General features: G+C 54.7%; 19 protein-coding genes and 1 pseudogene. 12 read left to right on the forward strand and 8 right to left on the reverse strand.

Going from position 1 to position 23663, the window contains the following annotated elements; translation table 11 throughout:
- Window positions 1-51: 51 nt before the first annotated feature.
- The 3 genes from gudD to kdgD form a co-directional block, all read right to left on the reverse strand.
- A complete protein-coding gene (gudD, locus tag B9K09_RS19035; protein ID WP_087518290.1) occupies window positions 52-1407 on the reverse strand; it encodes a glucarate dehydratase in 1356 nt (451 codons plus the stop codon).
- A gap of 108 nt (window positions 1408-1515) precedes the next feature.
- The gene (locus tag B9K09_RS19040; RefSeq protein ID WP_087518291.1) at window positions 1516-2958 is read right to left on the reverse strand and encodes an aldehyde dehydrogenase family protein; all 1443 of its coding nucleotides are present in this window, start codon (window positions 2956-2958) and stop codon (window positions 1516-1518) included.
- A 92-nt stretch (window positions 2959-3050) separates the two neighbouring features.
- A complete protein-coding gene (gene kdgD, locus B9K09_RS19045; RefSeq protein WP_087518292.1) occupies window positions 3051-3962 on the reverse strand; it encodes a 5-dehydro-4-deoxyglucarate dehydratase in 912 nt (303 codons plus the stop codon).
- Between the two features lie 396 nt (window positions 3963-4358).
- On the opposite strand from kdgD, the gene B9K09_RS19050 reads away from it, so the two are divergent.
- The 7 genes from B9K09_RS19050 (at window position 4359) to B9K09_RS19080 (ending at window position 10890) form a co-directional block, all read left to right on the forward strand.
- Window positions 4359-5180, forward strand: coding sequence for an NAD(P)-dependent oxidoreductase (locus B9K09_RS19050; protein ID WP_087518293.1), 822 nt, complete (start codon window positions 4359-4361; stop codon window positions 5178-5180).
- Window positions 5181-5229: 49 nt separating this feature from the next.
- Entirely contained in the window at window positions 5230-6111 is an 882-nt protein-coding gene (locus B9K09_RS19055; RefSeq protein ID WP_087518294.1) for an SMP-30/gluconolactonase/LRE family protein, read from the forward strand.
- Between the two features lie 64 nt (window positions 6112-6175).
- Window positions 6176-7147: a TRAP transporter substrate-binding protein gene (locus B9K09_RS19060; RefSeq protein ID WP_087518295.1), complete on the forward strand. Its 972-nt coding sequence runs from the start codon at window positions 6176-6178 to the stop codon at window positions 7145-7147.
- Between the two features lie 60 nt (window positions 7148-7207).
- Complete coding sequence (locus B9K09_RS19065; RefSeq protein WP_087518296.1) at window positions 7208-7738, forward strand: TRAP transporter small permease; 531 nt, start codon at window positions 7208-7210, stop codon at window positions 7736-7738.
- Window positions 7738-9018 (forward strand): TRAP transporter large permease, encoded by a 1281-nt coding sequence (locus tag B9K09_RS19070; RefSeq protein WP_087518297.1) that lies wholly within the window; start codon window positions 7738-7740, stop codon window positions 9016-9018. The genes B9K09_RS19065 and B9K09_RS19070 overlap by 1 nt, the downstream gene beginning before the upstream one ends.
- A 70-nt stretch (window positions 9019-9088) precedes the next feature.
- Window positions 9089-10000 carry a DMT family transporter gene (locus B9K09_RS19075; protein WP_087518298.1) on the forward strand — a complete coding sequence of 304 codons (912 nt, stop codon included), beginning with the start codon at window positions 9089-9091 and terminating at the stop codon, window positions 9998-10000.
- The gene (locus B9K09_RS19080; protein ID WP_087518299.1) at window positions 10000-10890 is read left to right on the forward strand and encodes an aldose 1-epimerase; all 891 of its coding nucleotides are present in this window, start codon (window positions 10000-10002) and stop codon (window positions 10888-10890) included. Before B9K09_RS19075 ends, B9K09_RS19080 begins: the two co-directional genes overlap by 1 nt.
- A gap of 104 nt (window positions 10891-10994) precedes the next feature.
- On the opposite strand, the gene B9K09_RS19085 is transcribed toward B9K09_RS19080, so the two are convergent.
- A complete protein-coding gene (locus B9K09_RS19085; RefSeq protein ID WP_087518300.1) occupies window positions 10995-12215 on the reverse strand; it encodes an amino acid deaminase in 1221 nt (406 codons plus the stop codon).
- 200 nt (window positions 12216-12415) lie between these two features.
- Between B9K09_RS19085 and B9K09_RS19090 the strand changes: the two genes are divergently transcribed.
- The 5 genes from B9K09_RS19090 (at window position 12416) to B9K09_RS19110 (ending at window position 17436) form a co-directional block, all read left to right on the forward strand.
- Entirely contained in the window at window positions 12416-13846 is a 1431-nt protein-coding gene (locus B9K09_RS19090; protein WP_087518301.1) for an amidohydrolase family protein, read from the forward strand.
- A 68-nt stretch (window positions 13847-13914) separates the two neighbouring features.
- On the forward strand, window positions 13915-14310 hold the full coding sequence (locus B9K09_RS19095; protein WP_087518302.1) for a RidA family protein: 396 nt from the start codon (window positions 13915-13917) through the stop codon (window positions 14308-14310).
- Window positions 14311-14502: 192 nt separating this feature from the next.
- Window positions 14503-15993, forward strand: a complete 1491-nt coding sequence (locus B9K09_RS19100; protein ID WP_087518303.1) for a sodium:solute symporter family protein — start codon at window positions 14503-14505, stop codon at window positions 15991-15993.
- Complete coding sequence (locus tag B9K09_RS19105) at window positions 15990-16847, forward strand: 2-dehydro-3-deoxygalactonokinase (protein ID WP_087518304.1); 858 nt, start codon at window positions 15990-15992, stop codon at window positions 16845-16847. The genes B9K09_RS19100 and B9K09_RS19105 overlap by 4 nt, the downstream gene beginning before the upstream one ends.
- The gene (locus B9K09_RS19110) at window positions 16834-17436 is read left to right on the forward strand and encodes a 2-dehydro-3-deoxy-6-phosphogalactonate aldolase (protein WP_087518305.1); all 603 of its coding nucleotides are present in this window, start codon (window positions 16834-16836) and stop codon (window positions 17434-17436) included. Before B9K09_RS19105 ends, B9K09_RS19110 begins: the two co-directional genes overlap by 14 nt.
- Before the next feature lie 78 nt (window positions 17437-17514).
- On the opposite strand, the gene B9K09_RS19115 is transcribed toward B9K09_RS19110, so the two are convergent.
- The 4 genes and pseudogenes from B9K09_RS19115 to B9K09_RS23010 all read right to left on the reverse strand — a co-directional run.
- On the reverse strand, window positions 17515-18378 hold the full coding sequence (locus tag B9K09_RS19115; protein WP_087518306.1) for a MurR/RpiR family transcriptional regulator: 864 nt from the start codon (window positions 18376-18378) through the stop codon (window positions 17515-17517).
- 358 nt (window positions 18379-18736) lie between these two features.
- Window positions 18737-19369, reverse strand: a complete 633-nt coding sequence (locus B9K09_RS19120) for a DUF2931 family protein (protein ID WP_087518307.1) — start codon at window positions 19367-19369, stop codon at window positions 18737-18739.
- Window positions 19366-20778 (reverse strand): phospholipase effector Tle1 domain-containing protein, encoded by a 1413-nt coding sequence (locus B9K09_RS23005; RefSeq protein ID WP_371917470.1) that lies wholly within the window; start codon window positions 20776-20778, stop codon window positions 19366-19368. Before B9K09_RS23005 ends, B9K09_RS19120 begins: the two co-directional genes overlap by 4 nt.
- A 93-nt stretch (window positions 20779-20871) precedes the next feature.
- A pseudogene (locus B9K09_RS23010) lies at window positions 20872-22857 on the reverse strand (type VI secretion system tip protein VgrG); the annotation flags it as partial.
- Window positions 22858-23663: the final 806 nt, after the last annotated feature.

Here is a 23663-nt window from a genome sequence, read left to right on the forward strand (position 1 = left end):
AAGATTGGGAGGCGCAACTGACGCCAGAGGTAGCGTCAGTTGCAGAACTATTTAGCGCACCATGCAAGGCTTCTTATTGTCGAACTTCCAGTTCGGAATCAAGAACTGCATAGCGATTGCATCGTCGCGTGCGCCAAGACCTTTGGCCTTGTAGAGCTCGTGGGCTTTGGCCAGCGCATCCCAATCCAGCTCGACGCCCATGCCCGGAGCTTTAGGCACCTGGACAAGACCGCCTTCGATTTTCAGCGGGTTACGGGTCAGGTGCTGACCGTCCTGCCAAATCCAATGGGTGTCGATAGCCGTGACTTTACCCGGCGCAGCGGCAGCCACATGGGTAAACATCGCCAGCGAGATATCGAAATGGTTATTCGAGTGTGAGCCCCAGGTCAGGCCCCATTCGTTGCACATCTGGGCAACGCGGACGGAACCGGCCATGGTCCAGAAATGCGGGTCAGCCAACGGGATATCCACCGACTGCAAAGAGATGGTGTGCCCCATCTGGCGCCAGTCGGTAGCGATCATATTGGTTGCGGTTGGCAGGCCAGTGGCGCGGCGGAACTCAGCCATGACTTCACGACCGGAGTAACCATTTTCAGCACCACATGGGTCTTCTGCGTAGGCCAGAACACCGTGTAGATCACGGCACAGCGACACGGCCTCGCTCAGCGACCAGGCGCCGTTTGGATCGAGGGTGACTCGCGCATCCGGGAAGCGTTCAGCCAAGGCACGAATCGCCTCGACCTCTGCGGCGCCTTGCAACACGCCGCCTTTAAGCTTGAAGTCTTTGAAGCCGTAACGCTCGTAGGCCGCTTCAGCCTGGCGCACCACGGTTTCAGGCGTCATTGCGGTTTGGTTGCGCACGCGGAACCAAGCATCATCGGCATTGGACTCATCACGGTATTCCAGATCGGTCTGCTGCTTATCGCCGACATAGAACAGATAACCGAGCATTTCCACGGCATCTCGCTGCTGGCCTTCACCCAGCAGGGCTGCAACCGGTACGCCAAGGTGCTGACCGAGCAAGTCAAGCAGAGCGGCTTCCAGGGCAGTCACAGCGTGGATGGTGATGCGCAGGTCGAAGGTCTGCAAACCACGGCCGCCAGAGTCGCGGTCAGCAAAGGTCTTGCGCACGCGATTGAGGATGCCGTTGTAGTCGCCAATTGATTGGCCAACCAGCAGGGTACGAGCGTCTTCGAGGGTCTGGCGGATGGATTCGCCACCCGGTACTTCGCCAACGCCGATATGACCGGCATTGTCTTTGAGAATAAGAATGTTACGGGTGAAATACGGGCCATGAGCCCCAGACAGATTCATCAACATGCTGTCTTGGCCAGCAACTGGCACAACAGTCAATTCTGTGATCACTGGCGCGCCAGCGAAGGCGTGGCCATTGCTAGATGTGTTCATAATCGTTTACCCAGATTATTTTTATGAAGGGTGTACGCGTATCAATGCAGTCTGCTCGGCTGCACCCTCACCGCCGTACAGGCCAGCGGGGAAGGTGCATGACGGGGCTTAGCCGATGTAGGTCGTTTTAACTGTGGTGTAGAACTCTTGGGCGTAACGGCCTTGCTCACGTGAACCGTAGGACGAGCCTTTACGGCCACCGAACGGTACGTGGTAATCAACACCGGCGGTTGGCAGGTTGACCATGACCATGCCGGCTTGAGCGTGACGCTTGAAGTGGTTAGCGTATTTCAGCGAAGTGGTGCAAATACCCGCTGACAGACCAAACTCGGTGTCGTTGGCCATCGCCAGTGCTTCGTCGTAGTCAGCTACACGAATCACGTTGGCAACTGGGCCAAAGATTTCTTCGCGGCTGATACGCATGTCGGCAGTGGAGTCAGCAAACAAGGTTGGCGCCAGGTAGTAACCGTCTTTTTCACAAGTGACGCGCTCGCCACCACAGACCAGACGTGCGCCCTCGGCCTTACCAATTTCGATGTAGCTCAAGTCTTGATTCAACTGCGACTCAGAGACAACCGGGCCAATATCCACGCCTTTTTCCAGGGCGTTGCCGACCTTGATCGACTGCATGCGTGCGGCCATGGCTTCGATAAATTTATCGTAAATGCCCGCGGTCACAATCAAACGGCTCGATGCAGTGCAACGCTGACCGGTCGAATAAAATGCGCTCTGTACCGCCAGTTCGACAGCGACTTTCAGGTCGGCGTCGTCGAGGATAACCTGCGGGTTTTTACCGCCCATTTCCAACTGCACTTTCGCCTGACGCGCTACGCAAGCAGCGGCAATGCTGCGGCCTACACCGACAGAACCGGTGAAGCTGACGCCATCGACTTTCGGGCTGTTGACAATAACGTCACCCACCACGCGACCGCTGCCCATCACCAGGTTAAACACACCTGCTGGGAAGCCCGCACGGGAGATGATTTCAGCAATTGCCCATGCGCAACCTGGCACCAGATCAGCTGGTTTGATCACAACGCAATTGCCGTAGGCCAAGGCTGGAGCAATTTTCCAGGCTGGAATCGCAATCGGGAAGTTCCACGGTGTGATCAAGCCGACCACGCCCAAACCTTCACGCGTGACCTCAACTGAAACACCAGGGCGCACCGAGTCGAGTACTTCACCGGACTGGCGCAGGCATTCGCCAGCGAAGTATTTGAAGATGTTGCCCGCGCGGGTCACTTCACCAATGGCTTCCGGCAAAGTCTTGCCTTCTTCACGAGCCAGCAATTCGCCCAGCTCGGCACGACGAGCCAGAATTTCACTGCCGACTTTATCCAGAGAGTCGCTACGAGCCTGAATGCCAGAGGTCGACCAAGCTGGAAACGCAGCACGTGCAGCAGCGATTGCCTGCTCCGCTTGCGCGGCGTCAGCCTGAGCGAATTCGCCGATCACATCAGACAGGTCGGACGGGTTACGGTTTACCGAATAAGTGGCACCGGCCACCCATTCGCCGCCGATGAAGTTTTCAAAGCGTTTTGTCTCAGCCACAAGAGCCTCCAGGTAACAGGCCGCAGCTAGCCACGGCGCGTTGAATGTTTAGCGAGCCCTTGAGCCAAATAGCGCCAAGGGTTCCTGATGAATTACTGCGCGCCTTGCTTCTCGATAAGCGCGGCGAGTTGTTCGTACTCGTCTGGCAGCAGGTCGGTCAGCGGCGCGCGAACTGGGCCAGCGTCGTGACCGACGATCTTGGCGCCAGCCTTGACGATGCTCACGGCATAACCCGCACGACGGTTGCGAATATCGAGATAAGGCAAGAAGAAGTCATCAATGATCTTGCCAACGGTGGCGTGATCATCGCGGGCGATGGCGCGGTAGAAATCCATCGCAGTTTTCGGGATGAAGTTAAACACCGCCGAGGAATAAACCGGTACGCCCAATGCTTTATAAGCAGCCGCGTAAACTTCTGCGGTCGGCAGACCGCCGAGGTAGCTGAAACGATCACCGAGGCGGCGACGGATCGACACCATCAACTCGATATCACCCAGACCATCTTTGTAACCGATCAGGTTCGGGCAGCGCTCAGCCAATTGCTCAAGCAGTGTGGCATTCAGGCGACATACGTTGCGGTTGTAAACCACCACACCGATTTTTACCGACTTACACACCTGCTCAACGTGAGCGGCGACACCTTCCTGGCTGGCTTCAGTCAGATAATGTGGCAACAACAGCAAGCCTTTAGCGCCCAAACGCTCGGCTTCTTGTGCGTATTGAATGGCCATGCGCGTTGGACCGCCCACGCCTGCCAGAATCGGCACACCGCCGTCGCAGGTATCGACCGCTGTTTTGATCACGGATGAGTATTCATCTGGCGCCAGCGAGAAGAACTCGCCAGTGCCGCCAGCAGCAAACAGTGCAGTGGCGCCGTATGGCGACAGCCATTCGAGGCGACGCGCATAGGTATCAGCGCGGAAATTACCGGCAGCATCGAAGTCGGTCACCGGGAAAGACAGCAGGCCGGAAGAGAGGATGGACTTCAGTTCTTGTGGATTCATTATTCGAACACCCTGGAAGCAATTATGGAGGCGGTACAAGTACCAAACCGAGGAAATACGTTATCGTACAACTATCTAAATTGCCAACTGCATTTTTTAACCTTACCGACAGACTGCACATGCTCAACAGGCGATTGAGCCCAGCCTATCCCGCCCTGCTCGCTTGTTGATACATTAGTCCACGCGCAATAAACAGCGCTCTAGGCTGGACTTTAGACTGGTCTTTCCATGAGAACAGTCGGTTATTGCCATTACTTAGCCTGAACCTAAACGTGAAAACATCGACTTTAGTCACGTTGACAAGCGCCATAAGCCCTGTTGAAATCAGCCCACAAATGTCATACGACAACGTATAACCACACAAACAATAACAATTTACACGTCAGAGGCCCCCTCATGACCACGAACTCATCAGCCCAACCACGTCTCTCGCGCCTACTGCTAACAGGCGCAGCCGGGGGCCTTGGTAAAGTTCTACGCGAACGGCTACGTCCTTACGCCGAAGTAATACGTCTTTCTGATATCGCTGAAATGAGTCCAGCATCTGGCCCGCACGAAGAAGTAGTGCCGTGCGACCTGTCCAATAAGGCCGCCGTGCATGCGCTGGTCGAAGGCGTCGACGCCATCCTGCATTTCGGTGGCGTATCAGTAGAGCGCCCGTTTGAAGAAATCCTCAGCGCCAACATCAGCGGCACCTTCCACATCTATGAAGCCGCTCGCCTGCATGGCGTGAAACGCGTAATTTTCGCCAGCTCCAACCATGTAATCGGCTTTTATAAGCAGGACCAGAAACTCGACGCCCTCTCCCCTCGTCGCCCCGACGGTTATTACGGCTTGTCGAAGTCGTATGGCGAAGACATGGCCAGCTTCTACTTTGATCGTTACGGCATTGAGACAGTAAGCATCCGTATTGGCTCCTCGTTTCCGGAACCACAAAACCGTCGCATGATGTCGACGTGGTTGAGCTTCGATGACCTGACTCAACTGATCGAAAAATCCCTGTTCAGCGCCGACGTTGGCCACACCGTTGTCTACGGCATGTCAGACAACGCCCAAGTCTGGTGGGACAACCGCTATGCCGCGCACTTAAGCTTCAGCGCTAAAGACAGCTCAGAAGTATTCCGCGAGAAAATTGAAGCGCAGCCGCCAGTGGCAGCCGATGACCCCGCTGCGATTTATCAAGGTGGCGCCTTTGTCGCCGCAGGTCCTTTCGAGTAAGCACAGCTGCTTAATCATCGGCCCCGAAAAAATAATAAGAGAAACCGACATGCAAGCCGAATTGATACTCGACGCTGGTAATTCCGTTGGCGAAAGCCCGGTCTGGAATATCCAGGAACAATCGCTGTACTGGGTCGATATTCCCGCCCGCCGCCTGCACAACTGGCGAGCAGCCAGCGCACAAACTCGGAGCTGGCAAGCCGAGGAAATGCTGGCTTGCATCGCCTGTCGCGCAGATGGTCAAGGCTGGATCGGCGCGATGCAAAGCGGCATCTTCGACCTACAACCGCAAAACGATGGCAGCTTGCAGACCCAACTGCTCGCTGGTGTCGAGCATGCGCAAGCCGGTATGCGTTTCAATGATGGCCGCTGCGATCGTCAAGGCCGCTTCTGGGCGGGCAGCATGCTCCTGGATATGGCGGCCGGTGTATCAGCTGGTGCGCTGTACCGTTTCTCCGATGGCCAACTCAGCAAGCAATTGGATGACTTTATCGTTCCCAACGGCCTGGGCTTTAGCCCGGACGGGCGCACGCTTTATTTGTCCGACTCACACCCCGACGTACAGCTGATCTGGGCTTTCGATTACGACACTGACAGCGGTACAGCGCATAACCGCCGGGTGTTTGTTGATATGAACGCATTTCCCGGCCGCCCGGATGGCGCGGCTGTCGATCAAGACGGTTGTTACTGGATTTGCGGCAACGACGCCGGGCTTATACATCGGTTCACCCCTGATGGACGTCTCGACCAATCACTGTCTGTACCGGTTAAAAAGCCAGCGATGTGCGCCTTTGGTGGCACCGACCTGAGCACGCTATTCGTGACCTCCATCCGCCCCGACGGTGACCTGTCTGATCAACCGCTGGCGGGTGGTGTGTTTGCACTTCAAACGGGGACCAAGGGGCTACCTGAGCCCATGTTCCGCGGCTGATCCACCCGCTGTTCAACGCTGTCCGCAACACTGCACTCAAAAAACAACAAGACTGGAGATTCAAATGAATTTCAAACGCAAGTTGCTCATCGCTGCATTACCCCTCGCCTTTTGCTTGTCTGGAGCGGCTAACGCTCTGGAAATCAAATTTGCCGAAATCCACCCAGCAGGCTACCCAACCGTAGTGGCTGAGGAAGCGATGGGCAAGAAAATCGAAGAAGCCAGCAACGGTGATATCACCTTCAAGATGTTCTCAGGCGGCGTGCTCGGCTCTGAGAAAGAAGTGGTTGAGCAGACTCAAATTGGCGCGATTCAAATGACCCGCGTTAGCCTCGGTATCGTTGGCCCGGTAGTGCCAGACGTAAACGTGTTCAACATGCCGTTCGTGTTCCGCGACCAAGCGCACATGCGCAAAATCATCGACGGTGAAATCGGTCAGGAAATTCTCGACAAGATCACCAACTCCGAATTCAATCTGGTCGCGCTGGCTTGGATGGACGGCGGCACCCGTAACCTCTACTCCAAAAAACCAGTACGCAAGATCGAAGACCTCAAAGGCATGAAGATTCGCGTAATGGGTAACCCACTGTTCGTCGACATGATGACAGCCATGGGCGCCAACGGCATTGCCATGGATACCGGTGAAATCTTCAGCGCCCTGCAAACCGGTGTTATTGATGGTGCAGAGAACAACCCGCCGACCATGCTTGAGCACAACCACTATCAGAACGCCAAGTACTACACCTTGACTGGTCACCTGATCCTGCCTGAGCCGATTGTAATGTCCAAGGAAACCTGGAATTCGCTGAGCGCCGAGCAACAAGCGCTGGTGAAGAAAACAGCCAAGGAAGCACAACTGGAAGAGCGCAAATTGTGGGATGCCAAATCGGCAGCTAGCGAAGAGAAGCTCAAAGCTGCAGGCGTTGAGTTCATCACTGTCGACAAAAAGCCCTTCTACGACGCGACCGCACCGATACGTGAAAAATACGGCGCGCAATACGCTGATCTGATGAAGCGTATCGCTGCCGTCCAGTAACAACCTTCTCTCTAAAAGTCCTTGGGGCAGCCCCTGCCCCAAGGCATTGTGGTGAAGTTAATGAAGAACACCCTGCTACGCGTCAACGACGTGATCTACACCAGCTGCATCTGGGTTGCCGGCCTGTCTGTGGCAATCATGGCCCTGATAATTCCCTGGGGCATTTTCACCCGTTATGTCCTCGGCAGCGGTTCCAGTTGGCCTGAGCCTGTGGCCATCTTGTTGATGGTGTTATTCACCTTTATTGGCGCAGCTGCAAGCTACCGTGCCGGTGCACACATGGCTGTGACCATGGCCACCGACCGCATGCCACAACACCTGCAACGTTATATAGAAGTGCTGGTGCAGCTATTGATGGCGACTATTTGCCTGTTCATGCTGATCTGGGGCATCAAGCTGTGCGCAGCCACATGGAATCAGTTCAACCCTTCCCTACCAGATATACGGGTTGGCTTGTGTTACGCCCCCATTCCTGTGGGTGGTGCTTTAACCCTTATCTTTATCCTTGAGCGCCTGTTCTTCGGCGACCAGAGCCACCGTCGCGCGGTCGATTACGAACAATCCGAAGAAACCAGCGAGGCCGTGTCGTAATGGATGCTTTTATTCTATTGGGCAGTTTTTTACTGCTGATTGTTCTGCGTATGCCCGTGGCTTACGCCCTTGGTTTATCAGCGCTGGCTGGAGCCTTCTGGATCGGCATTCCGTTCCATGCAGTGATGATTCAAGTCGCAGGCGGAGTTAATAAATTCTCGCTACTGGCGATCCCGTTTTTCGTTCTCGCTGGCGCGATCATGGCCGAGGGCGGCATGTCACGTCGACTCGTCGCATTCGCTAGTGTGCTGGTTGGCTTTGTGCGCGGCGGCCTGTCACTCGTCAATATCGTGGCATCGGCCTTCTTTGGTGCGATTTCAGGTTCATCGGTTGCCGATACCGCATCGGTAGGCTCGGTACTGATCCCCGAAATGGCCCGCAAAGGTTACCCGCGTGAGTTTTCCACCGCAGTAACCGTCAGCGGCTCAGTGCAGGCGCTACTGACACCACCTAGCCACAACTCGGTGCTTTACTCCTTGGCCGCTGGCGGCACGGTGTCGATCTCCGCACTGTTCATCGCCGGTATTGGTCCAGGCATTTTGCTGACCATTGTGATGATGGGCATGTGCCTGATCTTCGCCAGACGCCGCAACTACCCTAAAGGCGAAGTGATTCCGCTCAAGCAAGCATTGAAAATATGCGTCGATGCGCTTTGGGGCTTGATGACCATGGTCATCATTATCGGTGGCATTCTCAGCGGTGTATTCACCGCGACCGAATCAGCCTCAATCGCAGTGGTCTGGGCGTTCTTCGTGACCATGTTTATTTACCGCGACTACAAATGGCGTGAGCTGCCCAAGCTGATGCACCGTACCGTACGCACCCTGTCGATTGTGATGGTGCTGATCGCCTTCGCCGCCAGCTTCGGCTACATCATGACCCTGATGCAGATCCCGGCAAAAATCACCACAGCATTCCTGACCCTGTCGGATAATCGCTATGTGATCCTGATGTGCATCAATGCCATGCTACTGGTGCTGGGCACGCTGATGGACATGGCGCCACTGATCCTGATCCTGACCCCAATCCTGATGCCGGTCATTACCGGCCTGGGCATTGATCCGGTGCACTTCGGCATGATTATGCTGGTAAACCTGGGTATTGGTCTGATCACCCCGCCGGTTGGCGCAGTGCTGTTTGTTGGCGCGGCCGTGGGTAAAGTAACCATCGAGAGCACCATTAAAGCGCTGCTGCCGTTCTACTGCGCATTGCTCATGGTGCTAATGGCTGTCACCTACATCCCAGCCATTTCACTTTGGTTGCCAAGCGTTCTACTGTAGAGCGCTGTAGTTTGGGCGCGCCGCCTTCATGGCGGCGCTCTCATTTATCCGCCAAGGAATAGATTTGCCAATGTCTGCCTCAACCCCATTACCCCGCCACATAGCCGTACTAATTCTAGCTGCGCTGGCGTGCTCGTTCGCGGGCAACCACATTGCCGCGCGTATCGCGTTCGACCACGACACCGGCCTGTTACTGGCCATGCTTTGTCGTGCCGGAGTCACACTGCTGGTGCTGGCGGCTTTAGTTTTTTACCGCGGTGAAGTATTGCGGTTGAGTCGACAAACATGGGGTTGGCAATTACTGCTCGGGTTGCTGATTGCAGTGCAAAGCTTCTGCATCTACTCGGCGGTTATGCGCATTCCGGTCGCACTTGCGTTATTGGTGGTCAATTTGGCGCCGATCTTTCTCGCCCTGCTGAGCTGGGCGCTCGGTGGACCACCTCCCACCCGTCGAGCGACATTGCTGATGGGCACGATCCTGTTTGGGTTGGTGCTGGCGCTCAACGTACCGGCCCAGCTAGCAAGCCAGACTGACGTGGATGCCAGCTGGATAGAGGGCGTGCTATTCAGCGCGACCGGCGCCGCAGTGTTTGCCTGCGCACTGTGGATAACAGCACACCGCCTGGCCCCTATGCCCGGCACGGTACGCAGCATGCTCACATTGTTGGTGGTGTTTGTTTCGACGGCTTTAATAGGGGCCACAGGCATGCTGCCGGGTGGGATGGATCTACCTTCCGCGCCAACAGGCTGGGTCGCCCTTGCCTGCCTGGTATTGCTTTATGGGATGGCATTTTCTGCACTGTTTATTTTCGTCAGCCGGCTAGACATCACCCGCAATGCGCCAGTCATGAACATCGAACCTGTGGCCGGCTTGCTGTTTGGTTGGTTAATCCTCGATCAACTGCTTAACGGCGTGCAGATCATTGGTGGCCTGATTGTCGTTTGCGGCGTTGTCCTGCTCGCCTCCAGCAAGCAGCCGTAATGCCAGCCTCATTGCTGCATCTGGAAGACCGTCTGACCTGCCTCAGCCTGATACCTGCAGTTGGCGGCAGCATTGCCAACTGGAGCAGCAAGCAAACGGGCCAGCCCCTGCTGCGTCCCAGCGATCAACAGGCATTGAATAGCGGCTCACCACGGCGCTTGGCTTGCTACCCGCTGGCGCCGTGGTCAAACCGGATTGCCGAAGGCGGCTTTGAATGCCCTGACGGCTGGCTAGCGCTTTCACCAAACACTGACCACGACGCCTACCCGATTCATGGCAGTGCGTGGCAGCAAGCCTGGCATGTTGCAGAGCACAGCAGCAGCCATGCTCACCTGACGCTTAACAGTAACCAGCCGTTTGCCTACCGAGCCGAGCAGCACATCGAACTACGCGATGGCCGGTTAAGCATACGCATGCGCGTGACGCACCTGGATGCGCACCCGGCATGGCACGGCATCGGCTTGCATCCTTACCTGCCCCGCACACCGCAGACGCAATTGTGCGCAGCCGCGCAAACAGTCTGGAAAGCGAGTGATGACAAGCTGCCAAACACGCAATGCGCAATACCGCCAGACTGGAACTTTAGCCAGCTAAAGCCGTTACCTGATGAACTGGTCGACCACGCTTTCGGTGGCTGGGATGGCACGTGCCTGATCACTCAGGCAGATGCAGGCTATCAACTCGCCTGCCAAGTCAGCGGCGCTGATTACTTTTTGCTGTATTGCCCGGTTGGCAGTGATTTCTTTTGCTTCGAACCGGTCAGTCATCCAATTAATGCTCACCACTTACCCGGCAAACCCGGCCTGCGCTTATTGCAACAAGGGCAGTCAACCGAGCTGGAGTTCAGCCTGCACTATCAACCGCTTACTCAGGCTGAGGGTGGCGATTAAAGCGAACCAGCCACGGGGATATTTTGCCGAAACCCGGAGTCGGGCATAAACCAACCGACCGTTACCTTTGAGCTGAGCATAATCGGCATCCGCCGTTCCTTAGATCAGAACGCTGTCTCTAACGTCTCAAGCACGTTGTACTGCTCATCCACCAACAGCAGCGCTTTCCACTTATCAAATGTCAGACATGGATGGGAGGTGCTGAACACGAGAATATCCCCGACCTGTACGTCTGCACCCCACTTCAGCTTCAGCATCGCGTGCTGGTCCATGATCCCTGTGGTTTCGATGGTTTCCGCAGGGTGGTCCAGCGCCTTGCCTTGGCGATAATGGGCCACCGGTTGCGGCAAACCTGCATCAAAGGCGCTGTCACGCTTGCCGAAGTTGACAATCGCCCGGTCACTTTCCGGCACGGACTGCACCATTGCAACCAGCTCCAGCGCAGAAACCAGATCCCCCCCTAAATCGCAGGCAACCTTGTCACGCGCCATCAGGTCGTTCTGAGCTTCCTGGTAGATACCGCCGTCGTGCGTGACATAGCAACCGGGGCGGATCACCACGCGACAGTTTGCCGGCTTTTTAGCATCCAGCCAGACGTTGCAGACCACGTCATACCAGACCGAGCCCGCCCCTGTAAGCACAAACTCACCTTCTACATAACGCTCCAGTTGGCAGGCCAGCGCAGCGGCATCGCGCAGCAAGGCTTCGACTTTCGGCTGAGGGTTGTCACCGTGCAGTACGCCTTCGTACAACTCCAGGCCGCGCAAACGTAAGCCTGGCAGGGTAGAAACTGTTTCCGCCAGTGCCAGCGCCTGCTCTGCTGTGCGGCAGCCGCAGCGTCCGCCCGAAACGCCCAACTCAATCAGGATATCCAGCGTCTGGTTTTGCGCGGTGAAAAATGCAGACAGCACTTTCGCATTGGCGACGCTGTCCACGCAGCAAAGATAATCTATATCCGAATATTCATTCCTGAGGTTTGCTACCAGCTGCATATTCGCCTTACCGACCAACTGGTTGACCATCAGCACACGCTTGATGCCAGTAACCATGGCAATGCTGGCCTGCCATGCGCTGCCCACGCCAATGGCCCAGGCTCCAGCCTGTTGTTGCTGCTGGAAAATCCACGGGGTCATGGTGGTTTTGCCGTGCGGCGCAAGGGAAACGCCACGTGTATCAGCATAGTGCTGCATCCACTGGATATTGTTCTCCAGCGCGGCTTTGTTGATCACCGCGACCGGCAGGCAAACGTCTTCCTGCAAAACGTTAGCCGGGGTAAACATCGGGCTGGACTTATGCGGAACGAGGTTACCATCCTGATATTTCATAACATTATTCCTTTGCATTTAAATTTTCTTTAAAAATAAGTACCACTCATAACTTATTGAAAATAAACGGTATATTTTTTAAAGCACCAATTAAATGAATAAAAGTATCAGAAAACAGATGATTCTCAGGCAGTTTCCCACTGTCTTTATTGCTTGTAAATGGTTAAGTTTGAGCCAGAACATAACAAGGCACTGAAGACATGAACTTCGACTATCTGTTCAGGAATGTCACAGTCATCGACGGTAGCGGCGGCCCGGAATACCGTGCCGACGTCGCTATTAAAGATGACTTTATTGCCAAGATTGCACCGACAATCAACGACCCGGCGCAGCATGTAATTGACGGCACAGACCGTGTGCTGGCACCTGGTTTTATTGATGTCCACACTCACGACGACATCAACGTGATTCGTATGCCGGAGTATCTACCAAAGATCAGCCAAGGCATTACGACGGTGATTGTTGGCAACTGCGGGATTAGCGCCGCAACAGCCTCCATAAAAGGAAGCGTGCCAGATCCGATGAATCTTCTCGGTGACAAGGCCCAGTTCATCTACCCAACAGTTGCTGACTATGCCCATGCCATTGAACAGGCTCGCCCGGCGATTAACGTCGGCACGTTGGTCGGCCACACCGCATTACGCAACAACCATATGGACGACTTGTTCCGCACCGCCACCGAAGACGAAATCAGTGAGATGCGAAAACAACTTCGCCTCGCGCTGGAGCAAGGCGCGCTGGGGTTAAGTACCGGGCTGGCCTATGCCTCAGCATTCCAGTCATCCACCGAAGAGGTGATGGCGTTGGCGGAAGAATTGGCGGCACAGAACGGGATTTACACCACCCACCTGCGTTCTGAGTTTGAACCCATTCTGGATGCGCTGGACGAGGCGTTCCGCATTGGCCGTCACGGCAAAGTGCCAGTTGTTGTCTCGCATCATAAATGTGCCGGGGTGAAAAACTGGGGCCGTACCGTTGAGACCCTGAAGCTATTCGATAAAGTTCGCGAGCAGCAGGATGTCTCCTGTGATTGCTACCCGTACTCCGCCAGCTCTTCCACTCTGGACGTTAAACAGATTACCGACGAGTTCGACATCATCATTACCTGGTCGAAGCCGCACCCGGAAATTGCCGGGCAGTCGTTAAAGCAGATTGCCGAAAGCTGGTCGATGACGTTAGTAGAGGCGAGCAAGCTGCTGATACCAGCCGGGGCGATCTACCACAACATGGACGAGCAGGATGTGCGCCGGGTGCTGAGCCATCCGGTGACGATGGTCGGCTCTGACGGTTTGCCGAATGATCCAATGCCGCACCCGCGTCTGTGGGGGGCGTTTCCTCGCGTGCTTGGCCACTACAGCCGTGACGAGAAGCTGTTCCCGCTCACCCTGGCTGTGCACAAGATGACGGGCATGTCCGCAGCACGATTCCAGCTCCCCAAACGCGGACTGGTGAAATGCGGCTACTACGCGGACCTGGTAATGCTCGACCCGAAAACGGTCAACGACACGGCAAGTTTCAGTGATCCTCAGCAGCCGGCAGCCGGCATCGAAGCGGTCATGGTTAACGGCGTGATGAGCTATGGCCTGGATAAGCAAGTTACCGGGCGAGCTGGACGGTTCCTGCGTCGTTAATCACGAGCCAATAAATTTGAACGGTAGAGTGGAAGAGCGCAAGGTCATCCACCATAAAAGGAGCAACAATGAGCATAAAACGTTACGGAATAGGCGACAGCACAGGCACCGGCGGACAAAAACTGCCCTTCGCCAAAGCGGTAGAAGCGGGCGGCTGGCTGTATGTCTCCGGACAAACGCCGATGAAAGATGGTGAAGTTGTGGAAGGCGGCATTATCGAGCAGTCCCGCCTGGCGATTCAGAACTGCGTGGACATCATGGAAAGCACGGGTTACACCCTGGCTGACGTAGTGCATGTCAAAGTTTTCCTGACCGACGCTCGCTACTTCCAATCGTTTAACAAAGTATTCCGCGAGTTCTTTGCAGACCATCCACCTGCCCGCGTGTGCTGCGTGTCCGACTTGGTGGTTGACTGCAAAGTGGAAGTAGATTTGACCTGTTATAACGATAATCGGGCGAAGTAAGCCTTGCATAGGGTGGAGGAGTGCAAACGTAATCCCCCCCTATTATCGCGGCGGCAGACACTGACACTCCCCCGCCCCGTACATAACAAAACAAATAAATAAGGCACGTCTTTTTAGATCATGCTAACGGGTTTTCTGTATGTTTTTTTCAGACGGCTAATTTCACATTAATTATTAATCTGGAAGCCAGATATGAATAGCCATGTGTTTTTAATCGGATTCATTATTTACGCTCTCGCCATGATTTGGATTGGCTGGTTTGTTTCGCGCAATCAAAAAAACAGTGAGGATTTTCTTCTCGGCGGTCGATCCCTGCCTATGTTTTTAACGCTGGGCTCTACAGTCGCGACCATGGTAGGTACTGGCTCCAGCATGGGAGCAGTCGGTTTTGGTTACAGTAATGGCTGGGCTGGAATGCTATATGGCCTGGGAGGCGCAGTCGGAATATTACTGACCGCCTGGTGGTTTGCTCCAATCAGAAAGCTGCGCTTTATGACCATGAGTGAGGAGCTTTCTTATTATACGGGCGCTAGCCATATCATAAAAAACGTTGTTGGCATGCTGATTTTTATTGCCTCTATTGGCTGGCTTGGGGCTCATATTCTTGGCGGTGGTTTATATTTATCCTGGGCAACGGGTATTGATTTAACCATAGCGAAAATCATTATTGCGTTAGCCTTCGCTATTTATGTTGTCATTGGTGGTTATTCTGCCGTGGTCTGGACGGATACTATTCAGGCGCTTATTTTATTCTTCGGTTTCATCCTGATGGCTATCCTGGCGGTCGTACATGCTGGAGGCTGGGAAGCTATCCAACAGGCCATGGACCCAAAGGCATTGAGCTTCCTCGCGGTCGATAAACTGGGGGTCATTCCCGCCCTGTCTCTGGCGACGGTTATCGGTGTTGGCGTAATGGCAACACCGTCATACCGCCAGCGAATCTACTCCGGTAAAGATGTTTCATCGGTCCGCCGCTCGTTTGCCTATACCGGTATCTTGTACCTATTCTTCTCTATCCTGCCTGCGATTATCGGCATGGCGGCTTACACCATGAACCCCTCGCTTGAAAACACCAATTACGCGTTTCTGTTTGCAACGAGCTTCCTGCCGAGCGTGCTGGGGATGGTTGTTTTGATTGCAGGCCTTTCGGCGACCATGTCTTCAGCCAGCTCGGATGCAATTGCCGCTGTGGCTATCATGATGCGCGACCTGTACACGATGATTACCGGCCATATGCCTGCGGAAAACAAGGCCATCGCGCTTTCCCGCTGGATGCTTGTATTTGTGATTGGTCTGGCACTGATCTTCGCCCTGACGTCAAATGACATCATTAGCTATATCACCAAAATGATCTCGACCCTGATGTCGGGTCTGTTTGTGTGCTCAATCCTTGGGCGTTTCTGGACTCGTTTTAACTGGCAGGGAGCATTAACAGCTCTGATCGCTGGCGCGGTGGTATCCATTGCTATGTTGATTAATGAGAGCTGGCTGACATTCTGGGGCAACTCTTGCATTCCTTCCGTCCTGGCAAGCTTGTTTAGTGCAATATTGGTGACAGTCATCACCCCGGCCAGCAAAGTTAGCCGTGAAGAAGCGCTGGAGATCATTTCCCGCGAACGTGAAAACCAGCCGGAGCCAGTTGCTATGCCGTTGGATAAAAGCGCGACAGGGAACGCTCGATGAGCGAAAGCTATATTGCAATCGACTGGGGTTCAACACATCTGCGCGCCTGGCTGTACCGTAACGGCCAGTGTGTGGACAACCTGCAATTGCCTTATGGCGTAAGCCGTCTGGCTGAACAAACCGCCCGTGAAGTGTTCGATAAATACATTGCACCGTGGCGTAAGCAAGAAGCGATTCCGGTGGTCATGGCCGGGATGATTGGCAGCGACGCGGGATGGCAACCCGTGCCGTATCTGGCCTGCCCAGTCCCACTGGACGAGCTAAGCTCCCGGCTTTTTGAAGTCGCTGAAAATGTGTGGATTGTGCCGGGGCTGCGAACCGAGCAAGACGTGATGCGCGGTGAAGAGACTCAGTTGCTGGGAGCGATGCAGCTGTCACCAGCATCCTGTTACGTCATGCCCGGCACGCACAGCAAATGGGTGCAGGTAGCGAACAACGCGGTCAATGATTTTGCTACGGCCATGACCGGCGAGCTGCATCACATTCTGATAAACCATTCACTGATTGGCAAAGGGTTACCGGAACAGCGAGACGATAGCGCTGCATTTGCGGCGGGTCTGCAAAGTGGGCTGGAGTCGCCTGCACTCATTAACAAACTCTTTGCCGCGCGTGCGACCCGGGTGTTGGGCGACCTACAGCCAGAATCCGTCAGCGAATGGTTATCGGGCCTGCTTATTGGGGCTGAAGTGGCAACGCTACGAGGAGACACCACGCAGGTAACGCTGGTAGGCGGCGAATCGTTGTGCCGTCGTTACCGCCAGGCATTAACCGACGCAGGTATTCAGGCCGGTGAAATCGCGGGCGATACTGCATTCCAGCAAGGGATAAGGAGCATTCTTGATGCAAGACACTAAAACACTGGTCGCGATTCTGCGCGGCATTACTCCCGATGAAGCCAGCGACCACATCGGCGCGCTGATTGAAGAAGGGTTTCGCCATATCGAGATCCCGCTTAACTCGCCGAACTGGCAGAAAAGCATTCCGCAGATGGTGACACGCTACGGCGCTAAAGCGCTGATCGGCGCGGGGACCGTATTGAACGTTGAGCAGGTCGATTTTCTGGCGGAGGCCGGGGCAAAACTAGTGGTCACACCGAATACCAATCCTGCTGTGATTCGCCGCGCGGTTGATGCGGGGATGCTGGTTTGTGCCGGGTGCGCGACTGCCACTGAAGCATTCACCGCACTGGAGGCTGGCGCGCATTGGCTGAAAATCTTCCCTTCTTCGGCTTTTGGCCCGGCGTATATTTCGGCATTGAAAGCCGTATTGCCGCCTGAAATACCGGTGCTGGCAGTGGGAGGCGTAACGCCTGAAAATCTAGGTGAGTATCTGCAAGCAGGCTGCGCCGGAGCAGGGCTTGGTAGCGATTTGTATCGTGCCGGGCAAAGCGTTGAAGTGACTCGGACGCAGAGTCAAAAATTTATGGCGGCGCTGGTCTTTTAGGCGTTGGTCGTTTAAAAGCAGAAAATGACGCGGCTCGCTTCTGCCCTACTGCGCTTCGGCATAATATCGGCGTCGCAATCAGTCCCCCAACGGCTGGCGGTCAACGCCACCCCGGTGGCTGTCGAGCGCCAGCTTAATGCGGCGCAATCTGTCTTTTGTCTGGCTCTTGTTGGCCATTGCCAGCTCAGTTGCCAGCACGTCCACCATAGCCAGCATCGCGTAACGCGAGGTACTCGGCTTAAATATGTAGTCGTTTTCGCGCACGATAAGCGGCAGAACCAGGTCGGCATTGGCGGCAAGCGGTGTCTCTTCCGGGGTGATGGCGATAACCTTCGCACCATACTGCCTTGCCATTGCCGCGCTCTCAATGATCTCCGGCGTGTAGCCACCCAGAGATAATGCCAGTACCACATCGTTTGGCGTGACGGCGGAGCACATCATGCGCACCAGTAAACCGTCGCTCTGGCTGACCACGGGCAGGCCGAGGCGAAACAAGCGGAACTGCACCTCCTGAGCGCAAATCGTCGAGCCACCGCCCATCCCGATGGCCAGAATTTGTCTCGCATCACTCAGCCACTCGACGGCTTTCTTAAGTGACAGCGGGTCTAGCGCGTGGCGATTGATGTCCAGCACATTGATGATAGTTTCATAAATCCCCTGCACCCCTTCCAGGTCTGGCACATCAAGAATAAAGCGTTGCCCCACGGCCAGCGACTGGGCGAGTTTCACCTTCAACTCGCGCACGTCTTTGCAACCAATGGCGCGGGCAAAGCGGGTAATGGATGCCTGACTGGTTTCGGTACGGCGCGCCATTTCTGCAATCGGCAACGCTGCAGCTGATTGCACATCATCAAGAATAAATTGCGCGATACGCTTTTCCGTGGCGGTCAGCTCCACAAACCGGTCGGTGATGCAGGAAATAATGTCGATAGAAAAGGCCACGGTGCGTCCCGGAAATTGACAAATATCAGGTGGTACTTTGTACCATAAATCACCGCTTAAAGTTGATTCCAGGAAGGCAGAACCAATAGCGCTCCTGCCTGATACGGAGACTCAACATGTCGTTTAGGCACCGTTCACGGATAAAATCACAGGTGGTTGGGACAACATGAATTGACACAGGACAACATAATTTAAGCTGCATAAACCACTGTTTTTACTGGGTTTTTATTTAATTCATCCTCGTTTGCCAGGACTATTTGCTTCAGGGAAATACAGGCGTAGCCTGAAATCTACTCCTCGTGTACATGCGGGAGGCATTGGGGCCACCTTGGGCATAGTGGCCAATAACAAGGGTTTCCTACCAAGAGCCGTAGGGAATGCCGTTTTTCTTGATATAAGCTTGGGATTCCGGTTTGAGTTCTGGCCAGGCATACCGGCCCTCAGTCTTCCCTTGAGAAGGGCCACGCTTCTCGATCTCACCGACGAATCGCCCAATCTCCTTATAATCGGAACAACCGCCACCCAACCAAACTTTGGCAATACCCCCGGGCGCCATGCCAATGGAGATCTTTTTCATATAATCGGTTTTCCAGCTTTTGTTATATTTGCAATAACCCCGCTGAGGTATAACCATTTCATCGCGCACCCATTGCGGAATATCAATGCGCACGTTGTAGGTCTGCGGCTCGACCAGCGACTGCCAGCGCACAAAGATAATCTCCGGCAGATCAACGCCTGGCACCTGTTTCATTTTCCCCCCGCCCATATGCCAGCCAGCTGTCTGGTTGCTGTAGGAAACGGTGCCTCCATGCACCCGCTCAAAGGCCAGACCGCGTTGGTCCACCACATCGACGCCCTCTACCCAGACCTCCATATAGAGCGGCGCGCTCAGCCCGACATACCAGTAGTTGTAAGGCAAGTCAGGCTGCCCCTGGCCTGTGGCGCAGCCGGAAAGCATGACCGCGAACACGCAAAGCAGTAGTCGTTTCATACGGGGTAACCGTCCTGTGGTTTGTTGTTGTAAATCAAACGATGTTTGGGCGCAGGTTTACTGAGCAGCAGCCCCTTGTCAGGTGTCCAGTGGGCGGAAAGATGAATATAACGGCCATGCAGCAAGCGGTTATCGGCTTGGGTCAGGGGATTGGGGCCACCTTGGGCATAGTCGAGCAGCTTATCAGCGATGCTTTGAAGATCGGCAGGCAGACTAAAATTTGGTGTCTCAGGAATATTCTCGAAAGGCGCATCATGCTGAACCGCCAGCTCGCGCATAATACGCAGATTGATACGCGCCAGTTCGCCACGCACGCTGCGCTGGATGCCCAAGGCTACCAAGTAGTATTGCGCTTGGTCGAATCGCTGGTTTTTATCCGGGTGCGGGCGTTGCCAGGCAACTGGCCGCAGTTGGCCGTCACCAGGCAGGCCGCGCAGCTCAAGGTCAATAGCGGCTTTGTTGACGTCTTGCCAGGCCTGACTCTGCTCCAGCGGCCGGCCGATACTGACCCGCGCCTGCCGTGGTTGGGTAAGCAACAGTTTTTCTTGCAGGCTGAGTGGGTAACCGCCGCCAATATCCGAGTGAGCGCCAGGCAGTTCGATTTCCTGATGTTCGGGCTGCACGCTGTTAAGGGCGAAGTTCCAGCGCTTTTCGTCACGAGCACTGAGTTGCACCACTTTGCGGGCACAACCCGCCGGCAGGTACAGGTTAACGCCGGAATTAGCGGCATTGGCCGGGCTCCAGTCGCCACTCAACGGGTCAACGATGGCCGCCACGGTATCGAACAGGCCAATAAAATTAATGCTGGCATCGGCTGACCAGTCGAATTGAGCCAATATGTTGTGTTGATCCGGTTGAAATATTTCACTCAGTACACCACCGGCAGGTTTGAGCACTTCATTGGCAAAATGCCGCGCCGCCGCCGCGCCCCGGCTAAAGCCAAAGATATCGAATTCGATACGGCGGATTTTTATATCGGGGTTGGTTTGAATAAAATCTAGTATGCGCTCATTGATTGCTGTCGGGCTCTGCTCAACCCGTTGCACTACACCCGTCTCACCCCGGCCGGTGCCCTGGCTGTAAAGGGAGTCCTGTTTGCCGCTGGTGGTGCCGATGCCTTCGATATAGATTGGCAGATACCCTGTTTCTGCATCAGGCTGTAGAGGATTGGCGGCATTGTCTTTGTATAGCTCAAAGAGCAACGCGACATTACTGGATGCATTGCCATAGCTGTTATTCGGACTGCTGGCGAACACACCTTGCTCGTTAGGGTCTTCATAACCATAACGGGCGCAGTTGCTGATCAAGCTTTGCAATGAGGCTTCGTCGTACTGCTCACGGTCGTTGCGCCGACACTGCTCGGTGACCGCAGAGTTAGCCAGGTTGTTACCGGTGCCATCGAAGAACACGCCGATGCGCAGGGTGATGCCGACTGGTGTAGGTTCTTCCAGCTCCTCCTCTTCTTCCTCTTCCTCGAGCGGTTGCGGTTGCGGCGTAGCCTCGGGGGCTTTGAGCAGGCTACCTGCTTTATCCATAGCCGCTGCTAACGGGATCACTGGCAGCAGCGCTGCAATCCCCGAGCCCTTACCCGGAGAGCCGCCGGCGTTGAAGCGGATCATTGGGCCAACCATGCTGATGCCGCTTGGGTCGAGTTTGATAAAGCTGCCGCCCGCTTGCAGGGTGAGTTCTACGCCGGCTTCGATGACCATCTTCTGGCCAGCCTTGAGGTGGATTTCGCGGCCTGCTTTGGTCAGTTGGGCGGTGCCGAGCTGGGTGTGTTGGCTAACGCCGATACTCAGGTGATCGTTGGGTTTGACTTCGACTTTGCGCTCGCCGGTAACGCTCACGTGCTCTTCGGCTTTGAACTCACTGAAACTGTTGGCTTCGACAGTGTCGTGGCGCTCGTTGCCGATGTGAATTTTCTGGTCGCGCTTGATGTTTTCATCGAGGTCGCGCTGGGCGTGGATAAATATTTGTTCCTCGCCCTTTTTGTCTTCAATACGCAGCTCGTTGTAACCCGCACCGCCCGGTGTGCTGAGGGTTTTAAAGGTGCTGCGGGTTTTGTTCGCAGGCAGGGCATAAGGCACATTGTGTTCTGCGTGGTACAGGCAGCCGGTGACCACGGGTTGATCTGGGTCAGCCTCAAGAAAGGTCACCAGCACTTCCATGCCGATGCGGGGGATGGCAATGCCACCGTATAAGTCGCCAGCCCAGTTTGAGGCGACACGTAGCCAGCAACTGGATTTGTCGTCACCGCTGCCTTCACGGTCCCAGTGGAACTGCACCTTGATGCGGCCGTACTCATCGCAGTGAATCTCTTCGCCCGCAGGGCCTGTTACCACGGCGGTTTGGCTGCCGAGAACTTGCGCCTTGGGGTGCGCCAGCGGGGGGCGGAAAGGAATATCCCATGGCGTTGCGACAAAGCTATTGCGGTAGCCTTGTTGGAAATCGTCCGCGTCGCCAATGTCATGAGTCATCGACTCTTCGAGCACTTGCGGCTGTTTGCCTTCATGACGTACCTGATGGATCAGCCACAGATCATTCCACTCGCTGCGCGGATGGTCGGATATCTCTAAAAAGTGACCGCTGATCAAGGCGGGCTGGTCGCTGCTACCTTCGGCCAGGCGATAGTCACTGCGGTGGCGCTCAACCGCGCGTTGGCTCAGGTGTTTGCCGCGCTCGCGCTCGCTGAAGTGGCCGGGATAGCTATAGTCTTCCAGGTCTGGAAGTGCTGTGGCGTCTTCATCCTGTGGCTGTTTGTAGGCAGACTCAAGCAACAGACGCGGTGTTTCAAAGTTGTAGTCGCGCTGGGTGACGCGGCTACTGCGCGTTTGTTGGCGCATGGCAAAACGGCGGATTGCCGGCTCCTTGGCGACCATGCCGCTGCCGGGTAAATACACCGTGGGCCGGCCAAGCTTGGGGAACACGGTTTGGTCATCACCAAACACCAGCAAGTGAGCGTCCGGGCTGTGTTGAAAGTGGTAATGAATACCTTCTTCTTCGCACAGGCGCTGAATAAAGTGCAGGTCGGTTTCATCGTACTGCACGCAGTATTCGCGGGGCGGATAAACCGTCGGGCCGAACTGAAATTGATAGCTGTTGCTGAGAATGCCGTGTTCTTCAAGCACCACACTGATGATTTGGGGCACGCTTAGCGCTTGATAAATACGCTGGTTGGTGCGCAGCGCCAAGTAACTCAGTTGCGGCACGATACTCAATTGATAACGGGTCAGGCGTTTACCTGACTCACGCTGGGCAAAGCTTTGGATGATGCCGTGAATACCCGCGCCTTGCGGGGTAAAGGCTAGAAATACGGCCTTGCCGAGTAGGCTTTCAAGGTCGATATCCGGTTGCTCGCTAACCACCTCGATCTGCAAAAGATAGGGCTGACTAATGCTTTCAACGCCGGTGAAGTTAAGTACCTGCAAGTCGTGAGGCAGGTCTTTGATGTTCAGGCTGAAATGGGTCTCATTGGCCGGATTGAACATGTCGGTTTCCTTGTGCAGTAATCATCCTTTGGCACCTTTTGACGAGAGATGACTAAGCCATCCGGTGCGTCTCACAGACTCGGGCGTTTTCATGTAAAGCGTTTGCGTTGCGAAGTTCGCTTTCAAGATGTTCGTACTGTGTCGAATAGCAAATATCGCTGCCAACAAAGTTGCCGGCTGATATGGGATTGTTTGCAAGCAATAAGTAGCACGCAGACAAAGGGCTCGAATAGGTCACTCCCTGACTCGGTATAATATGGCGGACAAAATATGCAGCTTAATTCACGCTTGTGAATATAAGCCACTATAAAAAGTGCGCAATTTTTTGCACACTTTCTATATGCAATAAGTTGCGCAAATACCTCCAAGACCCGCATCCTATCGGCCCTGCCTTCGATAGGCAATATACCGTTATGCTGTTTAAGTTAGTGCTACTACTATGGATTTTGCGCTGTCTTTGCGATATTGCCATGCGATAAGGCATTTATAACTGATTAAGATCAAGATGTTATCCATTTAATGGATGTTTAATTCTGTGATAATTCCTTTGAAATCAATACGTGTCATAAGCAGAGTTCCCCATAACCGGATCAAGGAAACTTTGCAGGAAGACATCGCGTTTTTTCGGACAGCCAAAACATCGCCATTCTCAAGCAACGCGAGATTATCACTAGACCAGAGACTGCCAGAAGTAGATGAGGTTGAAAGTGCCCCGCGCGATGAGGCATATACAGCACTGATTGAGACTGGCTTAGAGGGTATATACCGGATCACGCTATGCCTTCAATTCAAAGGCTGCGTTTTCG

The organism is Pseudomonas sp. M30-35 (assembly GCF_002163625.1).
Taxonomy (GTDB): Bacteria; Pseudomonadota; Gammaproteobacteria; order Pseudomonadales; family Pseudomonadaceae; genus Aquipseudomonas.